Source organism: Flavobacterium laiguense (genome assembly GCF_003097655.1).
Classification (GTDB): domain Bacteria; phylum Bacteroidota; class Bacteroidia; order Flavobacteriales; family Flavobacteriaceae; genus Flavobacterium; species Flavobacterium laiguense.
On record NZ_QCZH01000016.1, the window covers coordinates 61603 to 83710 of the forward strand.

Consider the following 22108-nt stretch of genomic DNA (forward strand, 5'->3'; position numbering starts at 1 on the left):
TTTATACTATGAATGTATCTCTTATATTAATCATCCTTTTAGTTGGCGCATTTGCAACTTATTTAGCTGGTGACAAACTCGCTTCAAAAGTGGCGTTGTTTTTCGGATTGGCGGCATTGGGTTGCTCTATTGTTTTGTTGAATCATTTTAATTTGGGTGAAAACATCAGCTATATCAGCCAATGGATCACACTTCCTAAAGTTTCATTTGCATTAAAAGCTGATGGTCTGTCTATAGCAATGCTTTTATTGACGACAGCATTAACTTCTATAATTATATTTTCTTCTTTTGGAAATGACTACAAAAACTCAAAAGCATTTTATGCCTTGATTTTGTTTATGTCTTTTGCCATGGTAGGGACGTTTTTAGCTAGCGATGGTCTTTTATACTACATCTTCTGGGAATTATCATTAATCCCTATTTATTTCATTGCCTTGATTTGGGGTAACGGAGATGCCGAAGAACGCAAAAAAGCGGTGGTTAAATTCTTTATCTACACCCTTGCCGGTTCTTTGTTCATGCTTATTGCATTTGTTTATTTGTACCAAAAAGCGGGAAGCTTCTTGATTGAAGATTTATATAAATTAAACTTAACTGTAGCCGAACAAAAATGGATTTTCACGGCTTTCTTTTTAGCGTATGCTATTAAGATTCCTTTAATTCCTTTTCATACTTGGCAAGCAAATGTGTACCAAAAAGCACCTACTGTTGGAACCATGCTTTTGTCTGGTATTATGTTAAAGATGGGATTGTATAGCGTTATCCGTTGGCAATTGCCTCTTACACCATTAGCCGCCAAAGACTATATGTTTATATTCATTGGAATAGGAATTGCAGGTGTTATCTATGGTTCAATCGTAGCTTTGAGACAAAGAGATTTAAAAAAACTATTGGCTTATTCTTCCCTTGCTCACGTTGGATTAATCGCTGCAGGAACATACACTCTTACTCTTGATGGTTTTAGAGGGGCGGTTTTACAAATGATTGCTCACGGATTTGTCGTAGTAGGATTGTTCTTTGCCGCTGAAATCATTTTTAGAAGATACGAAACTAGAATTATTACTGAGATGGGCGGAATTCGTTCACAATCACCAAAATTCACTTCTATGTTTTTAATTTTGGTATTGGCTTCTGTGGCTTTACCAACTACTTTTAACTTTATTGGAGAGTTTACGGTTCTATATAGCCTTTCACAAATTAACATTTGGTTCGCTATTTTGGGAGGTACTACTATTATTTTAGGAGCTTACTATATGCTGAAAATGTTTCAACACGTAATGCTTGGAGAAACCAATTCAAAACTATTTGCCGATGTCACTTTCTCTGAAGGATTAACAATGGTACTAATCATTGGCGTTTTATTCTTCTTTGGAATGTATCCTAAACCAATCAATGATTTGATTACACCAAGTCTTGTAGAGATCTTAAAAGTGATAAATAGAGTTTAAGAATTTGATTTTAGAATGAAGATTAACGATTTTTGATTTCAGATTTTACATCATATTAAAAACGAATCTTTCAATTATAGAAAAGTAAAATTATAATAAAAATAAATTAGGTAAATACGAACTTTAAGATGTAGCAAATTTGTAATGCTGAATCTAAAATCTAATCCCGATAGCTATCGGGACTAAATCAAAAATTAAAAAATGACAACATTAATAGCTATAATAGGATTAGGTGTTTTATGCCTTATATTTGAAATATTTGATTTCAGAAAAGCAATTATTCCAATAACGATTATTGGTTTATTGGCCATTTTAGGTCTTACGGTTTCTGAATTTAATTCTCCTGCGAGTTACTATAACAATATGCTTATAGTAAACAGATTTTCAGTTTCGTTCTCTTCATTATTTATCGTTCTTACCTTGTTTTTGGTAGCCTTGAGCCATAACTTTTACGAAAATCATCAATCTAAACTTTCCGATTATGTTGCCATAAAAATATTCCTTTTATCAGGAGCTGTTGCAATGGTAACCTTTGGGAATCTAGCTATGTTCTTTTTAGGAATTGAAGTGCTATCTATTTCACTTTATGTTCTTGCGGCAAGTAGCCGAATGAATATAAAAAGTAACGAAGCGGGAATGAAATATTTCTTGATGGGATCATTTGCATCTGGAATTATCCTTTTTGGAATTTGTTTGATTTATGGTGCCATGGGATCATTTGACATCGTAGAAATTAGCGAAATGTCTCAATCTGCTGAGTTACCAATTTGGTTCCCAATTGGAATCGTATTGGTTACTATCGGAATGTTATTTAAAATTGCCGCTGTTCCTTTTCACTTTTGGGCTCCCGATGTTTACGAAGGTTCTCCAACATTAACAACTGCTTTAATGAGTACCTTGGCAAAAGTTGTAGCTATTGCCACTTTATATAAATTATTAACGGCATTGCATGCTGATGTAAATTATTCCTTTCAAATAGTTGTGGTTGTTATTTCAATAGCGTCTATGACTGTGGGTAATATTATGGCATTAAGACAGACAAACGTTAAACGTATGTTGGCTTTTTCTGGAATCTCACATGCTGGGTTTATGTTGATGACATTACTAAGTTTATCAACTTCGGCAGGAAGTTTATTGTACTACACTACTGCTTATTCATTAGCCGGTATTGCTGCTTTTAGTGTAATCATATACGTTTGTAAAAACAGAGATAACGAAGATATTGTTAACTTTCATGGATTAGGAAAAACAAATCCATTGTTGGCGGCTATCCTAACTGCATCTTTGCTTTCTATGGCGGGTATACCAATTTTTGCAGGTTTCTTTGCCAAATTAGTTTTGTTCAGTCAAACGATTCAGGCGGGTTATTTAGTAGTGGTTATATTCGCTGTCATTAACTCAATTATAAGCGTTGGTTACTACTTTAAATTGATTCTAGCGATGTATACTAAAGAACCAAACGAAGAACGTAAAGGAAAACCTTTCTTAATTTATGCCGTGGCACTAATTGCTATTGTTTTGAATATTGTTTTGGGGATGTTCCCTTCATTGGTATTGGATTTACTAGCATAAACATAATTTCATCTCTAAAAAGCCCCATCAAATTCGATAATTGTCGAAATTGATGGGGCTTTTTGATTGAATATCACAACAACAAAACTATGCTGATAACACTTTTAATCAAATTCCCAATAAAATCCTAAAACAAAAAAAGTCCTATACTGAATTGCTTAATTTTGCATTTCAAAAATCATTTGGCTTTCCAAATAAAATATAGATAATGGATAATAAACTAAAAATACAAATCTGGTCGGACGTAATGTGTCCGTTTTGTTATATTGGAAAAAGAAAATTAGAAGACGCTTTGTCTCAATTTGAAAACAAAGATGCTGTGGCAATTGAATGGAAAAGTTTCCAGTTGGACACCAATTTTGTAGCTACTCCCGGCGAAACAGTTATAGATCATTTGGCAGAAAAATATAAAAAAGATACCGATTGGGCAGAAACAATGGTCGAAAACGTGACCCAAAATGCAAAAGCGTCAGGATTAGACTTTCATTTTGAAAAAGCAATACTTGCCAATTCATTTCATGCACATCGTTTATTGCATTTGGCAAAAAAACATCATCTTTCGAATGAGTTGGAAGAACTTCTATTTAAGGCGTATTTAACCGATGGTAAAAACGTCAATGATTTAAGTACATTAACAAACCTTGGATTGGAAGTTGGTTTAAAAAAAGAAGAAATAGAAAGTGTGCTGAATTCAGATACTTATACTAAAGAAGTAATACAAGACCAGGAAGAGGCGCAAGCAATTGGCGTAACCGGCGTTCCCTTCTTTGTGTTTGACAATAAATATGCCGTTTCAGGAGCGCAACATCCAGAAACATTTTTGAAGACTTTGGAAAAAGCTTGGGAAGATGGAGGATTTGATTCAAAAGTTGTCCTGCAAAACGCAACCGATGGAAATAGTTGCGGAATTGATGGTTGTGACTAATTCTAAATTTCATTGAATTCTAATCTCGACAGCTACCGAGCAATGTCTTATTAAGGTTGGTATTCATTTTCTCGCAGAGACGCAGATTTAACAAAATCCTAGCATAAAATTCTTAACTTAACAACATAGAGCCATCGGGAAAGCTCCTAAATCTACTTATCAACAATCCCGAAAATTAACTTTAGTTACGAACTCTCATCCACTCCTATTGAGTAATTTTGTGCTATGTATGCTTTAGTCGATTGTAACAATTTTTATGCATCCTGCGAAAGGGTTTTCCAACCCCAATTCGCAGGAAAACCTGTTGCCATATTATCAAACAATGATGGTTGCGTAATCTCCAGAAGCGAAGAAGCCAAAGCTGTCGGGATTCCAATGGGCGCACCAACATTCAAAATCAAAGAATTAGTTAAAGAAAAAAATGTCAAATTATTTTCGTCTAATTATCCCCTTTATGGCGATTTGAGTAATCGGGTGATGTTGATCTTGGAACAATTTACACCGAATGTAGAAATTTACAGCATAGACGAAGCTTTTCTAACTTTTGACGGGTTGAATGTTTTAGATTATCACAATTATGGTATTCAAATGAAAACCAGAATTCAAAAATGGGTCGGAATTCCAGTATGCATCGGTTTTGCTCCAACAAAGGCCTTGTGTAAAGTCGCCAACAAAATCGCCAAGAAATTTCAAGACAAGACTCAGGGTGTTTACCTAATTGACACCGATGAAAAGCGAATCAAAGCCTTGAAATGGACGAAAATAGAAGATGTCTGGGGCATTGGCTATCAAACCCAAAAAAAAGCAAGACTGCGAAATATCAAAACAGCCTTAGATTTTATTGCACCTCAACATGAAGCTTGGATTAAGAAAGAGATGGGAGTTGTTGGTCTTCGTCTAAAATGTGAATTGGAAGGGAAATCAGTTTTGAATTTGGAACCCATTCAAGATCAAAAAAAGAGCATTACTACCACAAGAAGTTTTCCTAAACAAATCTCGGATTTTGATTTGCTAAGAGAACGCGTGGCAACATTTGCCGCTGTTTGTGCGGAGAAATTACGGAAGCAAAATTCGTGTTGCCATACTATAATTGTAATGCTTGTAATAGACAAACACACGGTAGAAACTTCAAAATATTATTTTAATATGGCTGTAACTTTACCGTTTGCAACAAACTCGACCTTAACCATTGCCAATGCAGCAATAGATATATTGAAGAAATTGCACAAGGGAAATGAGAACCTAAAATTCAAGAAAGCCGGGGTTATTGTTACCGAACTCATCGACGAAAACAAGAAGCAATTGCAATTGTTTGAAGAAGAAAACCCAAAACATTTGGCCTTGATGAAAGTAATGGATCGACTTAACCTAAAAATTGGGAACACCAAGGTAAAGTTGGCCACACAGAATTTAAATCTGACTTGGAATATGAACCAAAATTATCTATCTCCAAAATACACCACTAATTTTAAAGAGATTCTCGAAATAAAATGTCAATAAACAAAAACCAAAAGCTAACCTTTTTTCTGCCTGATTTTGAAAGTGAATTAAAAATTCCTTTCATCCCTGATGGTGTTTCGGCTGGATTCCCATCGCCGGCAGCAGACTTTATGGAGACCAATATTGATTTAAATGCGGCATTAAGCGAAAATCCTTTGGCCACATTTTACATCAGAGTCAATGGAAATTCTATGATTGATGCGGGAATAAACGATAAAGACGTATTGGTTGTTGACCGAAGTTTGGAACCACAAAACAACAAAATAGCGATTTGCTGTATTGATGGTGAATTTACCGTAAAACGCATTCAAGTTGAGACTGACTGTCTTTATCTGATGCCAGAAAACTCGAATTACCAACCCATAAAGGTGACCGAAGAAAATGAATTAATCATTTGGGGAATTGTGACCTATGTCATAAAAAAAATGTGAAATCAAATAAATTGATTCCACACTTTCAAACAAATTCAAAAATAACTAACTCTAATTTTCTACCAAAAAACTGAATATAGCGCAACCAAAATCCCGCCTATAATCATACAACCTACGGCAAAACCGTTATTGATCTTAAACATTTTTGTGTCAACTTCTAATCCTTTTACGGCAACTCCTCTTTTGTTGTCTATTAAACTAATGACAACCATTAACAAAACACATATCACGAATACAAACCCCATTCTATCTATAAAAGGAATTTCATAAGCCATTGTTTTATCTTTTTGCTCTACCAAAACAGCAAATCCGGTGCTATTCAAGAATTCTAAATTCATTACTCTAGGCAAGAATTTAAAAATTACCGATAATACAAAACCTCCTATTGTAGCAAACATTGCTGCGTTTGAACTCGTTTTTTTCCAGAAGAATCCCATAATGAACATCGCAAAAATACCGGGACTCACAAATCCAGTATACTCCTGTATAAATTCGAATCCACCTTTTTTATCAATTCCTAAGAAAGGAGCAATTATAACCGCAATTAACATCGCCACAACAACCGTTATTTTCCCTACTTGTACCATTTTCTTTTCGCTGGCGTCAACTTGAATTTTTTTCTTGAAAATGTCCAAAGTAAAAATGGTCGAAATACTGTTTACTTTCCCCGCCAAAGACGCAACAACAGCCGCAGTCAATGCTGCGAAAGAAAGCCCTTTTAATCCGACAGGCAATAAGTTCAACAATACAGGATAAGCCCTGTCTGGATTCAATACCCCATCCGCTCCCAACAATTCAGTCTGTAATCCCCCTTTCATGTGAATCACATAAGCAGCAATACCAGGTAAAACGACTATAACCGGCATTAATAATTTTAAGAAAGCAGCAAATAAAATTCCGCTACGCGCCGTTTTTAAGTCGGCACCCAAAGCTCTTTGAGTAATATATTGATTACAACCCCAATAGTTTAAATTCACAATCCACATACCTCCAAACAATACCGTTAATCCCGGTAAACTAGGAAAATTCGCGTTGTCCTTTTTAAATATCATGTGAAAATGGTCTCCCGATTGATTCATCATATAGTTAAATCCATGTATCATTCCACTTTGTCCATTTAATTCGGCCACTTTGTCTAACGCTAAATAAGTAGTTACCAAACCTCCGAAAATTAAAAACACAACCTGAATAACATCTGTATATCCAATCACTTTCATCCCTCCCAAGGCAATTATTATGGCAAAAAATGCCAATCCATACATACATAAATCAACCTGAATTCCGGAAATCCCATTAATAGCCAATGCCCCCAAATAAAGGATAGAAGTTAAGTTTACAATTACATATAGCAGTAACCAAAAAACAGCCATGATCATGGCAACGCTTCCATTGTATCTTTCACTCAAAAACTGAGGCATGGTATAGATTTTATTCTTTAAGTAAACTGGAATAAAAAAGATAGCAACAATTATCAGCGTGGCTGCAGCCATCCACTCGTAAGTAGCGATAGCAAGCCCCATTTTGAAACCATTTCCGGACATCGCTATAAACTGTTCTGAAGAAATGTTCGAAGCTATCAATGAAGTCCCGATAGCCCACCAAGTCAAAGACCCTTCGGCCAAAAAATAGTCGTGAGAAGCCGTCAAATTCGCGCTTTTCTTGCGTCTATAAACCGAATACCCGTATCCTGCCACTATAAAAAAATAGATTAAAAAAACTAGGTAATCGTACAATTGCAATGTTTTCATTGGTTTATTCTTTTTTGATTAAATTTTAAATTATTCTAACTGTTTAGCATCATTATACACTTCTAACCTTCTGCTCCCATTTCCATGCACTAGTTATGGCTTCTTCTAAAGTGGATTGTGTTTTCCAACCGAGAATATTGTTCGCTTTGTCTGTATTGGCAAAAGCTGAAGTGATGTCTCCCTCTCTTCTGTCAACAATTTTATAAGCTAATTTTTGTCCGCTTACTTTTTCAAAAGCATTAATGACTTCCAAAACCGAACTTCCAGTACCTGTCCCAAGATTAAACGTTTCTATTTTATCTAAGTTCTGGCGGTTTAATAATCTTTGCAAAGCAACTACATGTGCCTTAGCTAAATCGACAACATGAATGTAATCCCGTACGCAAGTCCCATCATTTGTTGGGTAATCTCCACCGTAAACCGACAGTTCTTTTCGCAAACCAATTGCCGTTTGAGTAATAAACGGAACCAAGTTTTGAGGCACTCCAATAGGTAATTCTCCAATTTCACCAGACGGATGTGCGCCGATAGGGTTAAAATAACGAAGCAAAATAGCATTAATGGCGCTTACTTTCACCACATCAGCAATAATCTCTTCCCCTATCTGTTTCGTATTTCCATAAGGAGACATAGCGGGTTGAATCGGAGTTGTTTCGGCAATGGGCATCACTTCGGCTTGACCGTAAACCGTACAAGACGAACTGAAGATAAAGTGGGCCTCTTTCTTTTTCTCTAATTCCTGCAAAATATAAACCAAGGCACCCAAGTTGTTTTCATAATACAACAAAGGATTTTGGACACTTTCGCCAACTGCTTTGGAGGCTGCAAAATGAATCACTCCAGCAACATCATTATGTTCCATAAAGAAACTTTGCACTTTCAATTTTTCTCTTAAATCTATTGCGGAAAATTCAGGTTTTTTCCCTGTAATTCGTTCAATCCCGTCCAAAACTTCAATAGAAGAATTGGAAAGATTATCTATCACGACAACTTCGAAACCTTGATTTTGCAATTCGACAACGGTATGGGATCCGATAAAACCTAAACCGCCTGTAACTACTATCTTACTCATCTTATTTGTTTTTATAATGTACCTCTGGAAGCGCTTTCAATACTGCGGCACTTTTCTCTGGCGTAATGTCTCTTTGTGCTTCTCCCATCATTTCGTAGCCCACCATAAATTTCTTTACGGAAGCCGAACGCAACAACGGTGGATAAAAATGCATGTGAAATTGCCATTCCGGATGTGATTCCCCATCCGTTGGTGCTTGGTGAATTCCAGAAGAATACGGAAAAGAGGTCTCAAAAAGATTATCGTATTTTATCGTTAATCGTTTTAAAATACTGGCATAATCGGAAACTTCTTCTGGAGTAAAGTCCGTTATTTTTGTGACATGACGTTTGCCAATAATCATCGTTTCAAACGGCCAAATAGCCCAAAAAGGAACCAAAGCCACGAAGCGTTCATTCTCAATTACGATGCGTTCCTTTAGTTTTAATTCTTCTTGCAAATAATCCTGTAAAAGATTGCTTTGATTTTTCTCGAAATAGGCTTTCAAACTGTTTTGTGTTTTTTCAACCTGAGTTGGCAAAGAGGATTGCGCCCAAATTTGCCCGTGTGGATGCGGGTTGCTGCATCCCATTACACTTCCTTTATTTTCGAAAATCTGAACGTGGTTGATGTAGTCTACACTTCCTAAATCAGTGTATTCTTTTTGCCAGGTTCTAATAATATTCTCTATTGAAGGAAGATTCATTTCCGGCAAAGTCAAATCGTGTCTTGGCGAAAAACAAACCACTCTGGCAATCCCGCGTTCCGGTTTTGCTTTAAAAAATGTAGGTTTAGAATTTTCCTCAAACAAAATAGGCTGTTGTTTTACGGCTGCAAAGTCATTTTCGAAAACAAAACTCGATTCATACTTCGGATTGCTTTCGCCATTGGCACGAACATTTCCTGGACACAAATAACAAGTGGGGTCGTACTCCGGAAGTGCATCGGTATGAATTTTTTCGTTTTGGCCTTGCCAAGGTCTTTTTGCTCTGTGCGGTGACACCAAAACCCATTCGTTGATTAACGGGTTATAACGTCTATGTGGATCTTCGTTGATGTCAAAATTTTTCATTTAATTCTCGTTGTTATAAAGTGATGTTCCGTTTCCGATTTTCACGTCATAAATTTTTAATTCTATTCCCAATTCATCCAAATAAAGTGCTGAAAATTTTTCTTTAACAGCAGCTTCATTTCCTTTTTTAATTAAATTAATGGTACAACCACCAAAACCGCCACCCATTAATCGGGAACCAATTACGGCTGCTTCATTTTTGGCCAGTGCTACTAGAAAGTCTAATTCGGCACAACTCACTTCGTATTCTTTTGATAAACCATCGTGCGTTTCAAAAAGTAATTGCCCTAAATGTTCAATGTTTCCGTTATCCAAAGCCTTGCAAGCTTGTGCAACACGATTAATTTCTTTTACCACAAAATGAACTCTTTTAAAAATAGTTTCACTCATATTATCTTCAATACTCAAAAGCTGCTCTTCGGTACAATCCCTAAAACTTTTTACTTCCGGAAAATGAGTTTTGATGATCGAAAGCCCTTCTTCGCACTCAACTCTTCTCGTATTATACTCAGAGGTAAAAAGAGAATGTTTTACATTACTATCAAATAAAACCAGAGAATAATCTTTGAAATCAGCATTGTGATATTCAAATTCTAAAGTGTTGCAATCTAATTTGATCACTTTATCGATTAATCCATGAACGCTAGAAAACTGATCCATAATACCACAATTGATACCCACCCAATGTTCCGCTTGTTGCCCTAATAATGAAATATCTACTTTTTCTAGAGTAAGATTAAAAAGCTCCTTTATCCCGAAAATCATTCCACATTCTAAAGCTGCCGAAGAGGACAATCCAGAACCAACCGGAATATTACTGCTAAAAACACAATTGAAACCTTCGAATAAAAAGCCATTATCTTGCAATTGCTTGATAACTCCCAGAATATAATTCGTCCAAACGACATCACTTAATTGAATTTCTTTAGTCAAATCAACTTCAAATTCTTCGTCTAAATCGATGGCTACAATTCTCGCTTTTTGGGTATTGTTTTTCTCGAAAGCAAAACAGATGATTTTATCAATTGCCGCTGGCAAAACATATCCGTCATTATAATCAATATGTTCGCCTATAATGTTGATTCTCCCTGGGGAAAGCACCGTTTTTTCAGGCGAGGAACAAAAAGTTTCTTCAAAAAAGGCAGTCGTTTTTTTTATTAATATATCATTCATTCTTTTAAGTTTAATCAGCATACTCGGCAAAACCATGCTAGTTCTTGCATTTTATGTACTATTCCAGTTTCGGCAATTCTTCTATATTTCCGTAATTTCTAGAACAACACTCGTTTCGATTTTTGACGAAGAAACTCGCAAACCAACATTCATTAAATAATCTCCAGTAAAAGAATCCCCAGATTCTTCAAGAGATTTTTTTGCTTCAGGCATCAAATTTATTTCCTCAATTTTATAGGTTTTATTTGAGTCTAAACCTTGAAAACGAACTGAATTGTATTGCGGATCATAAAGCGGATGAAGCGTATAAGAGAATAACACCGCCTTACTTTTGGCCTCGTTAACATACATCAGTACCGCACGGCTTTCATCATAAGGAGAAATAAGTCGGTACATGTCGCCTTGCCAAATTACAGGGCTTAATCGCTTATAATTGGCAACTGCATCCTGACAATATTTCAATTCTTTTTCTTTAAGTTCTCTCACATTAATATCAAAACCCAGTTTGCCCATCATGGCCACATCTGTTTTAAATTTAATCGATTGATTGCCCCAAGAGGTTACGTGATTACATACCGAAAGAGCTGGGAAAAATTGCGAATATCCCCACTGTATAAATACACGATTGAATGGGTCGGTATTGTCACTTGCCCAAAACTCAGTGAAATATTTTAGAAAAGCATAATCCGTTCTACCTCCACCGCCTGCGCAAAGCATCATGGGTAGATTTGGGTATTTTGTTTTAATTCGGTCTAAAACTTTGTACAAACCGTTGGTGTATTCAATAAACAAATGCGATTGTTGGTTCTTTAGATACATTGAATAAGCATTGGTCATCATTCTGTTGCAATCCCATTTAAAAAAGGCCACACCCGAATTGGTTTGCATAATGTCATCTACCGTTTTGAATACAAAATCTTGCACATCTGGATTGCATAAATCTAACACCAATTGAGTACGATAATAACTCTCTGGTCTATTAGGCAGTTTCAAAACCCAATCCGGATGTTTCTCGTATAATTCGCTTTTTGGATTTACCATCTCCGGCTCGATCCAGATTCCGAATTTTACGCCTGTTTTCTCCGCTTCTTGCATCAAGAAACCAATACCATTCGGTAATTTTGTCTTAGTAGCTTGCCAATCTCCCAAACCAGATTTGTCGCCACTTCTAGGATATTTGTTCCCAAACCATCCATCGTCCAACAAAAACATATCAACTCCTAATGTTTTTGCATCCGTAAACATATCCGTCAATTTCTTTTCATCAAAATTAAAAAAAGTAGTTTCCCAATTGTTTAGTAAAGTCAAACGGGGTTTTTCTCCATCTTTAATACCATATTTTCTGGCCCATGAATGCAAGCTTCTACTCGCCTGCCCTTTTCCTTTGTCTGAAAAAGTATAAATAAACGAAGGCGTGGTAAATATTTTTTCTGGCTGAAGACTGTATTCTGAAGCGAATGGATTGATTCCTGAACTTATTCGAAGTGAGTTCTTATTATCTAATTCGAAAGCAAGCTTAAAATTTCCCGACCAAGCAATCGTTCCTGCCACAAGTTCTCCTGAATTTTCATCAGCTTTAGAATTAAGAGACAAAAAGAAAACTGGCGTTTGGTACATATTGTTACGAACTCCTAATTTCGAGTCGATAACTTTAGTACCACTAGTCAATTCACTTTCCTGCATACGCACTTCCTTGGCCCAATCTCCATGAAATTGAGTTAACCAATAATGATCGGCATCAAAATGCAACATCGAAGACGCATAATTATATAACATAACCGGTCTCTTTTCGTGATGCTGAATTTCGGTCCATTGCTCAATTACGTTTTCATTGTAAAAAGCTTTATAATGAAGTGTCACTTCTACCGGATATACTGGGTCTTTTAACTTTATAATGGTTTCAGTAGTGTTACCATCAATTTTTTGGGTACGATGACTTACATAAACTAGTTCCAGAGATGGATTTCCGTCATTATGGGTCATTCGAATCGCCGACTCAAATAGATTGTCCGTTCCAAATGTTGGATACGCTTGATGCCTTAAATTGACCAATGGATTTCCGTCATTTATCACAAATGATTTTGTGTTTTCTTTTGAAAGTGCATTATATCCTGAATTGCCTTTTAGCTTTGTACCTAAATACGATTGATAAAGCAAACCGTTCTTGCCTGCCTTTAGAATCAAAGCTGTACTTTGAGTTTCAATCTGAATTTGGCCATCCTGCGCATTAGCTTCACAAAACAAGGTTGTAAGTGCTAATAGAAGTATTATTTTTTTCATATGAAGATAATATTTGTTTTTTAATGGAATATGGTATCGTCATTCTTCTTTTTAATTTGTGATTTTTGAATCATGCCGATTTCATAGAAATTTTTCAGTAATAGTAAGTGGTTATTTTATTTAAAGAATTTCAAATTTATATATGGTTTTTTGCTCATAGCTTGCGTTCTTCTTTAGAACTGAACTCGGAAAATGTTTATGATTGGGAGCATCCGGAAAATTTTGGGTTTCAAAACAAATACCGCTTAAAGAATGGTAAAGCACATTTTCTTTTCCTTTAATAGCTTCACAATTACCTCCAACATAAATATGAACGGCTGGTTGATCCGTATAAACAGACATTTTTAGCTTGTTTTTTTCGCTAAAAAGGGAGGCTGCCAATTCTTCTTCCTGGTTTAAAATAAAAGTAGTATCGATTTTGGCTGGACATTTTTTGAATGATGAAAAATCAAAAGAAGAATTATCCAAATCTAAAAACTTACCGGTTGGAATATTCTCATTTGTCGTTTCTAAAATTTCTTTAGAATTAACACTCATTTTTTGGCTAGAAACATCCGAATTGTGTCCGTCCAGATTAAAATAACTGTGATGGGTTAAGTTTACAATTGTATCTTCGGTAGATGTTGCGTGATATTCAATAATCAATTCATTTTCTTCCGATAAAGTATAGGTTAACTCTACCAATAAATCCCCCGGATAATTTTCGTCATTATTTTGACTGGCATACATTAATTTAATCGATGGATTGTCTCCGTAATTGATGCTCTTAATATCCCAAACCACTTTGCTGAAACCTAAATTTCCGCCATGAAGAGAGTGCATATTGCTATTGATATTCAAACCGAATATTCTTCCATTCAATTCAAAAGTACCCTTATTGATGCGACCGGCAAATCGGCCAACCGTAGCACCCAGATAAGGTGCGCTTTCTAAATCAAATGATTTTAGATACCCCTCTAGATTGTCAAACCCTAAAACAACGTCAATCATTTTATCGTTTTTTAATGGGATCTTAAATGACGTTATAGTCGCACCGTAATTAATAACCTTGAATCGCATTCCATTTTTATTGGTCAATTCACAAGAATAAACAGCAACCCCATTAGGCATTATTCCAAATAATTCTGCTGCAGCATCCATAATAAAATGCGGTATGTTTTTTATTTCCATTGTTTATTTGTGAAAAATGAAATCCAAAAATAGAACAATCATATTTATCTACATACCAGTCCCTACCAGTTTTTTTTATATCTTGCAAAAAATTACTGTTTTATGAAAATAATATCAATCCAAAATAATTTAGGAATACCAAAATACAAACAGATTGTCCATTCTGTTGAAAAAGCTATTGAAGAGAAAAAACTAAAAAAAGATGAAAAATTACCTTCTATAAATAAAGTCTGCATTGCCTTTTCCTTATCACGAGACACCGTATTACAGGCTTATGAAGAGCTAAAGAAAAGAGGTATTATTTATGCCATTCTTGGAAAAGGTTATTATATAAAAAGCCTAGAAGTCACTATAAAACAAAGGATCTTCTTATTATTTGACGAATTAAATATCTTTAAAGAAGATATCTATAATTCGTTTCTGGAAAATATTGGCGAAAATGTTCAAGTCGATATTTTTTTTCACCACTTTAATTATGAAATGTTCCGAAAATTAATAACAGAAAGCAATGGCAATTATACAAAGTACATAATAATGCCTACGAATTTACCCAATACTGCTGAAGTTATAAAAACCCTACCGGTGAATGAGGTATTTATATTGGATCAAACCAATTCAGAACTAGAATCATATCCCGCTATATATCAAAATCACAAAAAAGACATTTATGATGCCTTACTAAAAGGAAAATCACATTTAAACAAATATAAAAAACTGATTCTTATTTTTCCAGGCTTCCGAGAACCCGTGGGAATGAAAAAGGGATTTGAAACTTTTTGCAATGATTATTCTTTCGAATATGAAGTGATAACTCAGTTTAAAGGTAGAGAAATCAGGACGGGAGAAACCTACATTATTCCTAATGACAGAGACTTGGTCGATATTATAGAGAAATCAAAACTCCAAAATTTAAAATTGAGTGAAGATTTTGGAATTATTTCATACAATGAAACGGCTCTCAAAAAGATTGTAGGAAACGGTATCACCACCATTTCTACCGATTTTGAGGCCATGGGAAGAATTTTAGCCGAAATGATTCTAAATGGTAAAAAGGGGCAAATAGAAAACAAATGTACTTTGATCGTTAGAAATTCATTGTAGCAGATAAAAAGCCAACCAATTTTTAAATACAGAACAATTTAAGATTTACACATTTCAAAATTTATAAAAAAATTCGCTTTCTGAATTAGCACGCTCTAAAAGTGTGCTTTTTTTTTTGCAACATTCTCAATTTATCATAAAAAACCAAACCAACAGTAAAGAAGTCTTGAATTTAAACAAGCTTAGTCTTACACTTTAATGTAATTCACTTACTGGTATGCTTTCAAAAGTAAAATTATTCTAAACAATAAGTATGCCTTAATAATATTATTTTTTGATACTATATTATCCACTTAAAAATATTCAGTAAGAATTATTTTTTCATAAAAAAATCTATCCTACTGTCATTTCCTGTTCATTATTCTTAAAAACGAATTGTAACAAAATTGCAAATTCGAAAAATAGAAAAATATCTTTATTCAACAGTCATCATAACATTTTTTCACAGTATCAAACGCTAAAAATTGGATAATTAAAAAACAATGTCTCCCTCATTTTAAGTATAAAATTACTACTCTTCGTTATAAAAGATTCAATGAAGTCTAACTTAACAGATGCTTTTTACTAAAATAACTTTTATTCATATATTACCCACTTATGATACTGCATTCTCTAAAATCACATTGATTTTTAAATATTTATCAAAAAAAACTGGTAGGTACTGGTGTGTTTAATTGCCAAACGTTTCTAATTTTGGATTTCACATTTATCTCTTCTTCACAAAACGATCTGCAACTTTTCAATGCCTTTTTGATTGTTTTCTCAAAAAGAAAGAGGAAATGAAAAGAGATACAATAGGGAGTAGATTAACTAACCAAAACCATTACAAAATCATGAAATTATTAATTAAAACCAAGCCGAAAAATTGTCGGTTTAATTCTAAAACCTGGAAAGTTGCCAAACTGACTTCGGGATTACTACTAGCCATGACAATACAAGTTTCGGCAGCTACAGAATCAAAAGGCATAAACTTCTTTGTGAGGTTAGGCAACACTCCGGCCACGGGGAGTAATGAAGGAAGAACAAATTCGTTTATTTCTGAGATTACAAGAACTAGCGGTATAAATAAATCATCCTTAGTGCAAAAGCAAATAAAAGGTAAAGTGACAAATGGAAAAGGGGAATCCTTACCGGGTGCTAATATCCATGTAAAAGGAACCCAAAAAACTGCGAGTACTGACTTTGATGGTAATTTTACAATTGAAGTGCCTGATTCAAATAGCATTCTTGTTGTTACATTTACAGGTTATCTTACCAAGGAAATTACTGTTACTGATGCAACCACCACTGTTAACATTCAATTGCAAGAAGAAAACCAATCCTTAAACGAAGTGATTGTTGTGGGATATGGTACCCAGAAAAAAGGAGCTACAACAGGAGCTATTGGAATTGTTAAAGGATCTGCCTTAACCCAAAATGCATCTGCAAACGTATCAAATGGTTTAGCAGGACGTGTGTCAGGAGTAATCGCCAATAATCGTTCAGGGAGACCGGGTGATGACAACTCCAGTCTTTTAATTAGAGGATTCAATTCATTTGGAGGAGGTACAAGTCCTCTTGTAGTGGTTGATGGTATTCCGGATCGTGATTTAAATAGAATAAATCCTGACGATATCGAATCCGTTACTATTTTGAAAGATGCTTCGGCAGCCATTTACGGAGTAAGATCTGCAAATGGAGTAATCTTAGTGACGACAAAAAGAGGTAAAGTTAGCGCCCCTACCATCAAATATGATGGATCTTATGGCATTCAGCAATTAACCCGAATGGACGAAAAAGTGAACTCTTGGGAATACATGACCTACTACAACGAACTCAATGCAAACAAAGGGAATACCCTCCCTTATGAACAAACTGAGATAGATAAATACAAAGCAGGTACTGATCCTAATTACACAAGTACAGACTGGCTAAGACAAGTATTCAGAACCGACGCACCTCAAACCAATCATTCCCTTTCTGTAAATGGGGGTACTGAACAAGTTAAATACTTTTTTTCAGGCCAATATTTAAATCAAGAAAGTAATCTTAGATATAGCGACGAAAAATACAAACAGTTCAATTTGAGATCAAATATTGATGTTAACCTATCATCAAACTTTAAAGTTAACCTAGATATTGCTACCCGAAAAGAAGATCGAACATACCCTGTTTCAGGTATATCAAGTATCATGCACGAAACAGTTAGTATGTATCCATTTATCCCAGCATACTGGACAAATGGATCTCCCTCTTCAGGTATCGCAAACGGTAGAAACCCAATATTAATGTCTTCGTCTGCTGCCGGATACGACAAAATTATAAATCTTATCGTAAATCCGAAAATAGGATTTGATTTAAAATTACCTAGCATCACAGAAGGATTATCCTTAAATGGATATGCAGCATTTGATTACAATGTTCGTAGCCAAAAGAAATTTACAAAACCGTGGGATGCTTATTCTTATGACAAAACAGCAAACACTTACAATAACGTTAAGAATAGCACCAGCATAACAAGTGTTATGCAAGACGAGCAAATTACAAATCAAAACACTTATTTCTTAAAAGTAGCATACGATCATAAATTCGAAAAACATGGATTTAATGCTTTTGTTGGATACGAACAAACAACAAAAGACAAAACGGAAACTTATGCCTATAGAAGAGACCTATTGAGTGACCAATTAGATCAAATTTTTACGGGTAGTACTAAAGGACAAAACGCTACAGGTAGTGCCTATCAAGACGGAAGAGAGAGTTACTTAGGTAGATTGGCCTATAACTATGACAATAAATATCTAGCCGAAATATCAACACGTTATAACGGATCATTCAATTTCCCATCCTCTACCCGTTGGGGTATGTTCCCAGCAATATCGGCAGGTTGGAAAATATCTGAGGAGGACTTTTTTAAGAATAACATAAAAGGAATTGACCAACTTAAGATAAGAGCTTCTTGGGGGAAAATGGGTAATGACGACTTGGGCGAATGGATTAATGGAGTATATTATCCGAACCAATATCTTTTCTTAACAAGATACCAATTAACTACAAATCAGCAAAATTACACTTACTTTGGTTCAGATTACACATTAAACAACAGTATCTATCTTTCTTCTACCCCTAATCCTAATATTACTTGGGAGGTTCAAGATTCAAAAAATATTGGTTTTGACTTTGGATTCTTAAACAACAGATTGACCGCTACGTTTGATTATTTCAGTAATAAAAGATCTGATATATTAGTCGCAAGAAACGCATCTGTCCCTTTATACACTGGATTAGCACTCCCAAAAGAAAACATTGGAGAAACTGTAAACAGAGGTGTTGATTGGTCTGTAAACTTTGCAGAAACAAGTCATGAATTTAAATACAATCTTGGTTTTAATCTTACTTACGCCCAAAGTGAAGTACTCTTCCGTGATGAAGCTGCAAATATTCCGGAATGGCAAAAATCAACGGGTAAATCAGTTGATTCATGGGTAGTGTATGAAACAAATGGCATTTACCGTACACAAGCCGATGTTGATAGCACACCACATTTCTCAGGAGCAAAACCTGGTGATATTTGGGTGAAAGACACAGACAATGATGGTAGTATTACTTCAAATGACAAGGTTAGAATTCCAGAATCGGCAACGCCAAAAATCGCATACGGTATTCCTATGAGAGCTGAATACAAAAGAATATCGATAGACTTACTTTGGACAGGACAGTCTATGGCTAAGCAAATGATACTTCCACAAGCACAAGGATCTATCGTAGCACCACCAACATGGTTATATAATGACAGATACACCGTAGACAATCCAAATGCTAAATACCCTGTAGCATTCAATGACACCGATACTAGAAACAATATTGAAGCTGACTTCTGGTTAAGAGACGCATCCTTCTTTAGATTAAAGTCTTTAGAGGTATCTTATGTATTACCAGAAAAAGCACTTTCTAAATTGGGAGTATTAAATATGAGGTTTTATGCGGGAGGAACTAATTTATTTTCTATCGACAACATGAAACAGTACAACCTAGATCCAGAAACCAATAATAAAACAGGAGTTAATTACCCGCAAACCCGTATTTACAGAATAGGTGTAAATATTGAATTATAATAATGCGACAAAAAAATTATACTCCTTTAAAAAATAAATATCTAGACATGAAAAATTATAAAAACAATAAACTAATAAATATAAAAAACAAGGCATTCATTGTTGCCTCCTTTTTTATGGCAATTGCATTCCTTACATCTTGCAATGAGGATCCTTTAGACAAAGCCCCTTTAGATTCTTACACAGATACAACCACTTGGAATGACTTGAAACTAGCGGAAGCTTTTGCCAATAATCTCTATAACATATTACCAACTACCCAACACAATTGGAACACCAGAACAAATCGTAGTTGGGCTTTATCCACTTCGTGTGATGAAGCATATAATAAATTTGACGATTACAATTCATCTACAATTAATTCTGGAGCACTCACACCAGACAATGCAGGCGATTTTGATATTTGGAAACCTACTTATTCCATCATCCAAAACTGTAATATCTTTTTATCCAAAATAGACAATGTTCCAGGAGATGCTGCTTGGCGTAATCGATTAAAAGGGGAAGTTCTTTTTTTAAGAGCTTATGCTTATTTCAAACTGACAGTTGATTATGGAGGAGTTCCAATAATTACAGTGCCTTTTGATTTAAATAGCGATTTTAAAGTAGACCGTAGTACCTACGACCAATCTGTTGATTTTATTACGGCAGAGTTAGACAAAGCAGCTGATTTATTACCATTAACCACTTCTAGTCTTGGAAGAATAACAAAAGGTGCAGCGCTTGCCATAAAATCAAGAGCTTTACTTTATGCCGCCAGTCCACAATGGAATACAACTAATGCCGTAACTAAATGGCAAAAAGCATCTGAAGCGGCAAAAGCCGTAATTGATTTAAATATCTATGAGCTTTATGACAAAAATTATCCAGATCTTTTCACCACTAATAATTCAGAGATTATTTGCTCTCGTTTGTCTAGTAAAGACCCACAGTGGAGTGCCTTTAATGGAGTAGAAATGTTCAATTCTCCTAGTGGCTTTCACGGCTGGGCTTCTTTTGCGCCAAGTCAAGGTTTAATAGACGCTTACGGAACAGCGGATGGAAAAGACATAACAGATCCAACATCAACCTATGATCCCCAAAAACCTTATGTAAACAGAGATCCACGTTTTTATAAAAACATTGTATATGACGGACGTGCTTACGGAAAACCAGAATTTTGCCAAGATCGTTATGATGTTGGTAGTTCAAATATAGCAGAATTTTACGAAGGCGGATTAGATTCTCCTCAAGGATGGGATACTTGGAATAATAGTGAAACACGCTACACTTTCCGTAAATATTGTGATACTACCTATAATTTCAACAATGATACACAAACGAACAAAGCCTGGATTATTTCTCGTTTAGGCGAAATTTACCTTAATTATGCAGAGGCACAATTTAAGCTAGGCAATGATGGTAACGCTATTCAATATTTAAATAAGATTAGACAACGTGCCGGAATAACAGTTCCATTAGCAGGTTTGTCTGGTACTACATTAGAAAATAAAATCCGCAATGAAAGACAAGTTGAATTGTGTTTAGAAGGACATCGTTATTATGATGTTCGCCGATGGAAAATCGCTGACGTTACAGAAAACAAACCTTTGATGGGTGTGATTATTACCAAAAACAGTAATGGTACGAAGACCTACAACTACACAAAAGTTCAAAACAGAATTTTCAAACCTCAACATTATTTATTACCTATTCCGATGGATGAAATTAACAGAACGAATCTTTTACAAAATCCAGGTTATAATTAAGATTTTGTGTAAGCATGATTAAAACAGTTTAATTTACAAACTGCGATCTATAAATTTTTAAAAAAAAGTCAAACCCACTATGTAAATTGTGGGTTTGCTTTCAATTATTTTAATCAGAAACAGAAAACTGACGATTCGATTTTTCTCAAAAAAACAAATGGTATCTGCATATCAAGTGAGCAGGACCGTAGTTGAGTCACAACTGCTAAGCAATCACTGAACTTTTATAAAAATAAAAGTTTTTGTGAAGTAAGTACCAATGATGAGGTGCGAATTGCATGTACCGTTAAAAAACAATAAATATCAACATATGAAAAACTTTTTTTATAGTCTATTACTGATACTATTCAGTATACTTACGTCATGTGCAAAAGATGATTCTTCTGAAACAACTAATAGCTCTAAATCTCCCTTTATTTCTGATATATATCCATTATCTGGATTGGCAGGAACAAAAGTTTTTATAAAAGGCACTAATTTAACAGATGGAGTAAATAGCCCTCAAGTATTATTAAATACGACGAGTGTTACCCCTACAAGTAGTTCCGCTACAACGGTAGAATTTTCGTCTCCACAAGGTGGAACTTCGGGCTTAATAGAGCTGCAACTTGCAGCTAATTCTCAAAAAACCAAAGGCTATAATTATACCTATACCACAAAAGCACCAAGTTGGAAGATTTTGTTTTTGATAGTGCAAAAAGTAGACTATACCTATACGGTGGAAAAACCGGTCAAATTGACCACCCCATTCCAGTGTAAATTGACCACCAGTTTCGGAGTAAATTGACCACCACT

The 22108-nt window shown here is 35.0% G+C and carries 15 protein-coding genes; 9 read left to right on the forward strand and 6 right to left on the reverse strand.

The genetic code is table 11. The features are described 5' to 3' along the window. The first annotated feature begins 8 nt into the window (after nt 1–8). From DB891_RS12955 to DB891_RS12975, 5 genes are all read left to right on the forward strand, one after another. Complete coding sequence (locus DB891_RS12955) at nt 9–1448, forward strand: complex I subunit 4 family protein (RefSeq protein WP_116763999.1); 1440 nt, start codon at nt 9–11, stop codon at nt 1446–1448. Nucleotides 1449–1649: 201 nt separating this feature from the next. After that, nucleotides 1650–3020 carry an NADH-quinone oxidoreductase subunit N gene (locus DB891_RS12960; protein ID WP_116764000.1) on the forward strand — a complete coding sequence of 457 codons (1371 nt, stop codon included), beginning with the start codon at nt 1650–1652 and terminating at the stop codon, nt 3018–3020. A 208-nt stretch (nt 3021–3228) separates the two neighbouring features. Beyond that, nucleotides 3229–3945: a DsbA family oxidoreductase gene (locus DB891_RS12965; protein ID WP_116764001.1), complete on the forward strand. Its 717-nt coding sequence runs from the start codon at nt 3229–3231 to the stop codon at nt 3943–3945. A gap of 225 nt (nt 3946–4170) precedes the next feature. Continuing rightward, nucleotides 4171–5445: a Y-family DNA polymerase gene (locus DB891_RS12970; RefSeq protein ID WP_116764002.1), complete on the forward strand. Its 1275-nt coding sequence runs from the start codon at nt 4171–4173 to the stop codon at nt 5443–5445. Then, nucleotides 5436–5876: a LexA family protein gene (locus tag DB891_RS12975; protein ID WP_116764003.1), complete on the forward strand. Its 441-nt coding sequence runs from the start codon at nt 5436–5438 to the stop codon at nt 5874–5876. Before DB891_RS12970 ends, DB891_RS12975 begins: the two co-directional genes overlap by 10 nt. A 59-nt stretch (nt 5877–5935) precedes the next feature. Here the strand turns inward: DB891_RS12975 and DB891_RS12980 are convergent, their stop codons facing one another. The 6 genes from DB891_RS12980 to DB891_RS13005 form a co-directional block, all read right to left on the reverse strand. Further along, nucleotides 5936–7624 carry a sodium/sugar symporter gene (locus tag DB891_RS12980; protein ID WP_116764004.1) on the reverse strand — a complete coding sequence of 563 codons (1689 nt, stop codon included), beginning with the start codon at nt 7622–7624 and terminating at the stop codon, nt 5936–5938. Nucleotides 7625–7676: 52 nt separating this feature from the next. After that, nucleotides 7677–8696, reverse strand: a complete 1020-nt coding sequence (galE, locus tag DB891_RS12985; RefSeq protein WP_116764005.1) for a UDP-glucose 4-epimerase GalE — start codon at nt 8694–8696, stop codon at nt 7677–7679. A gap of 1 nt (nt 8697) precedes the next feature. Next, nucleotides 8698–9747: a UDP-glucose--hexose-1-phosphate uridylyltransferase gene (locus tag DB891_RS12990; protein WP_116764006.1), complete on the reverse strand. Its 1050-nt coding sequence runs from the start codon at nt 9745–9747 to the stop codon at nt 8698–8700. Then, the gene (gene galK / locus DB891_RS12995) at nt 9748–10920 is read right to left on the reverse strand and encodes a galactokinase (RefSeq protein WP_116764007.1); all 1173 of its coding nucleotides are present in this window, start codon (nt 10918–10920) and stop codon (nt 9748–9750) included. A gap of 81 nt (nt 10921–11001) precedes the next feature. Continuing rightward, a complete protein-coding gene (locus DB891_RS13000; protein WP_116764008.1) occupies nt 11002–13200 on the reverse strand; it encodes an alpha-galactosidase in 2199 nt (732 codons plus the stop codon). 120 nt (nt 13201–13320) lie between these two features. Next, the gene (locus tag DB891_RS13005; protein WP_116764009.1) at nt 13321–14370 is read right to left on the reverse strand and encodes an aldose epimerase family protein; all 1050 of its coding nucleotides are present in this window, start codon (nt 14368–14370) and stop codon (nt 13321–13323) included. Nucleotides 14371–14472: 102 nt separating this feature from the next. Here DB891_RS13005 and DB891_RS13010 point away from each other — a divergent pair, with 102 nt between their 5' ends. The 4 genes from DB891_RS13010 to DB891_RS13025 all read left to right on the forward strand — a co-directional run bounded on the left by DB891_RS13010 (nt 14473) and on the right by DB891_RS13025 (nt 22100). After that, complete coding sequence (locus DB891_RS13010) at nt 14473–15471, forward strand: GntR family transcriptional regulator (protein WP_116764010.1); 999 nt, start codon at nt 14473–14475, stop codon at nt 15469–15471. Nucleotides 15472–16250: 779 nt separating this feature from the next. Further along, on the forward strand, nt 16251–19565 hold the full coding sequence (locus DB891_RS13015; protein ID WP_116764011.1) for a SusC/RagA family TonB-linked outer membrane protein: 3315 nt from the start codon (nt 16251–16253) through the stop codon (nt 19563–19565). Nucleotides 19566–19612: 47 nt separating this feature from the next. Next, nucleotides 19613–21313, forward strand: a complete 1701-nt coding sequence (locus tag DB891_RS13020) for a RagB/SusD family nutrient uptake outer membrane protein (protein WP_189337150.1) — start codon at nt 19613–19615, stop codon at nt 21311–21313. A 310-nt stretch (nt 21314–21623) separates the two neighbouring features. Then, nucleotides 21624–22100 (forward strand): IPT/TIG domain-containing protein, encoded by a 477-nt coding sequence (locus tag DB891_RS13025; RefSeq protein ID WP_189337151.1) that lies wholly within the window; start codon nt 21624–21626, stop codon nt 22098–22100. Nucleotides 22101–22108: the final 8 nt, after the last annotated feature.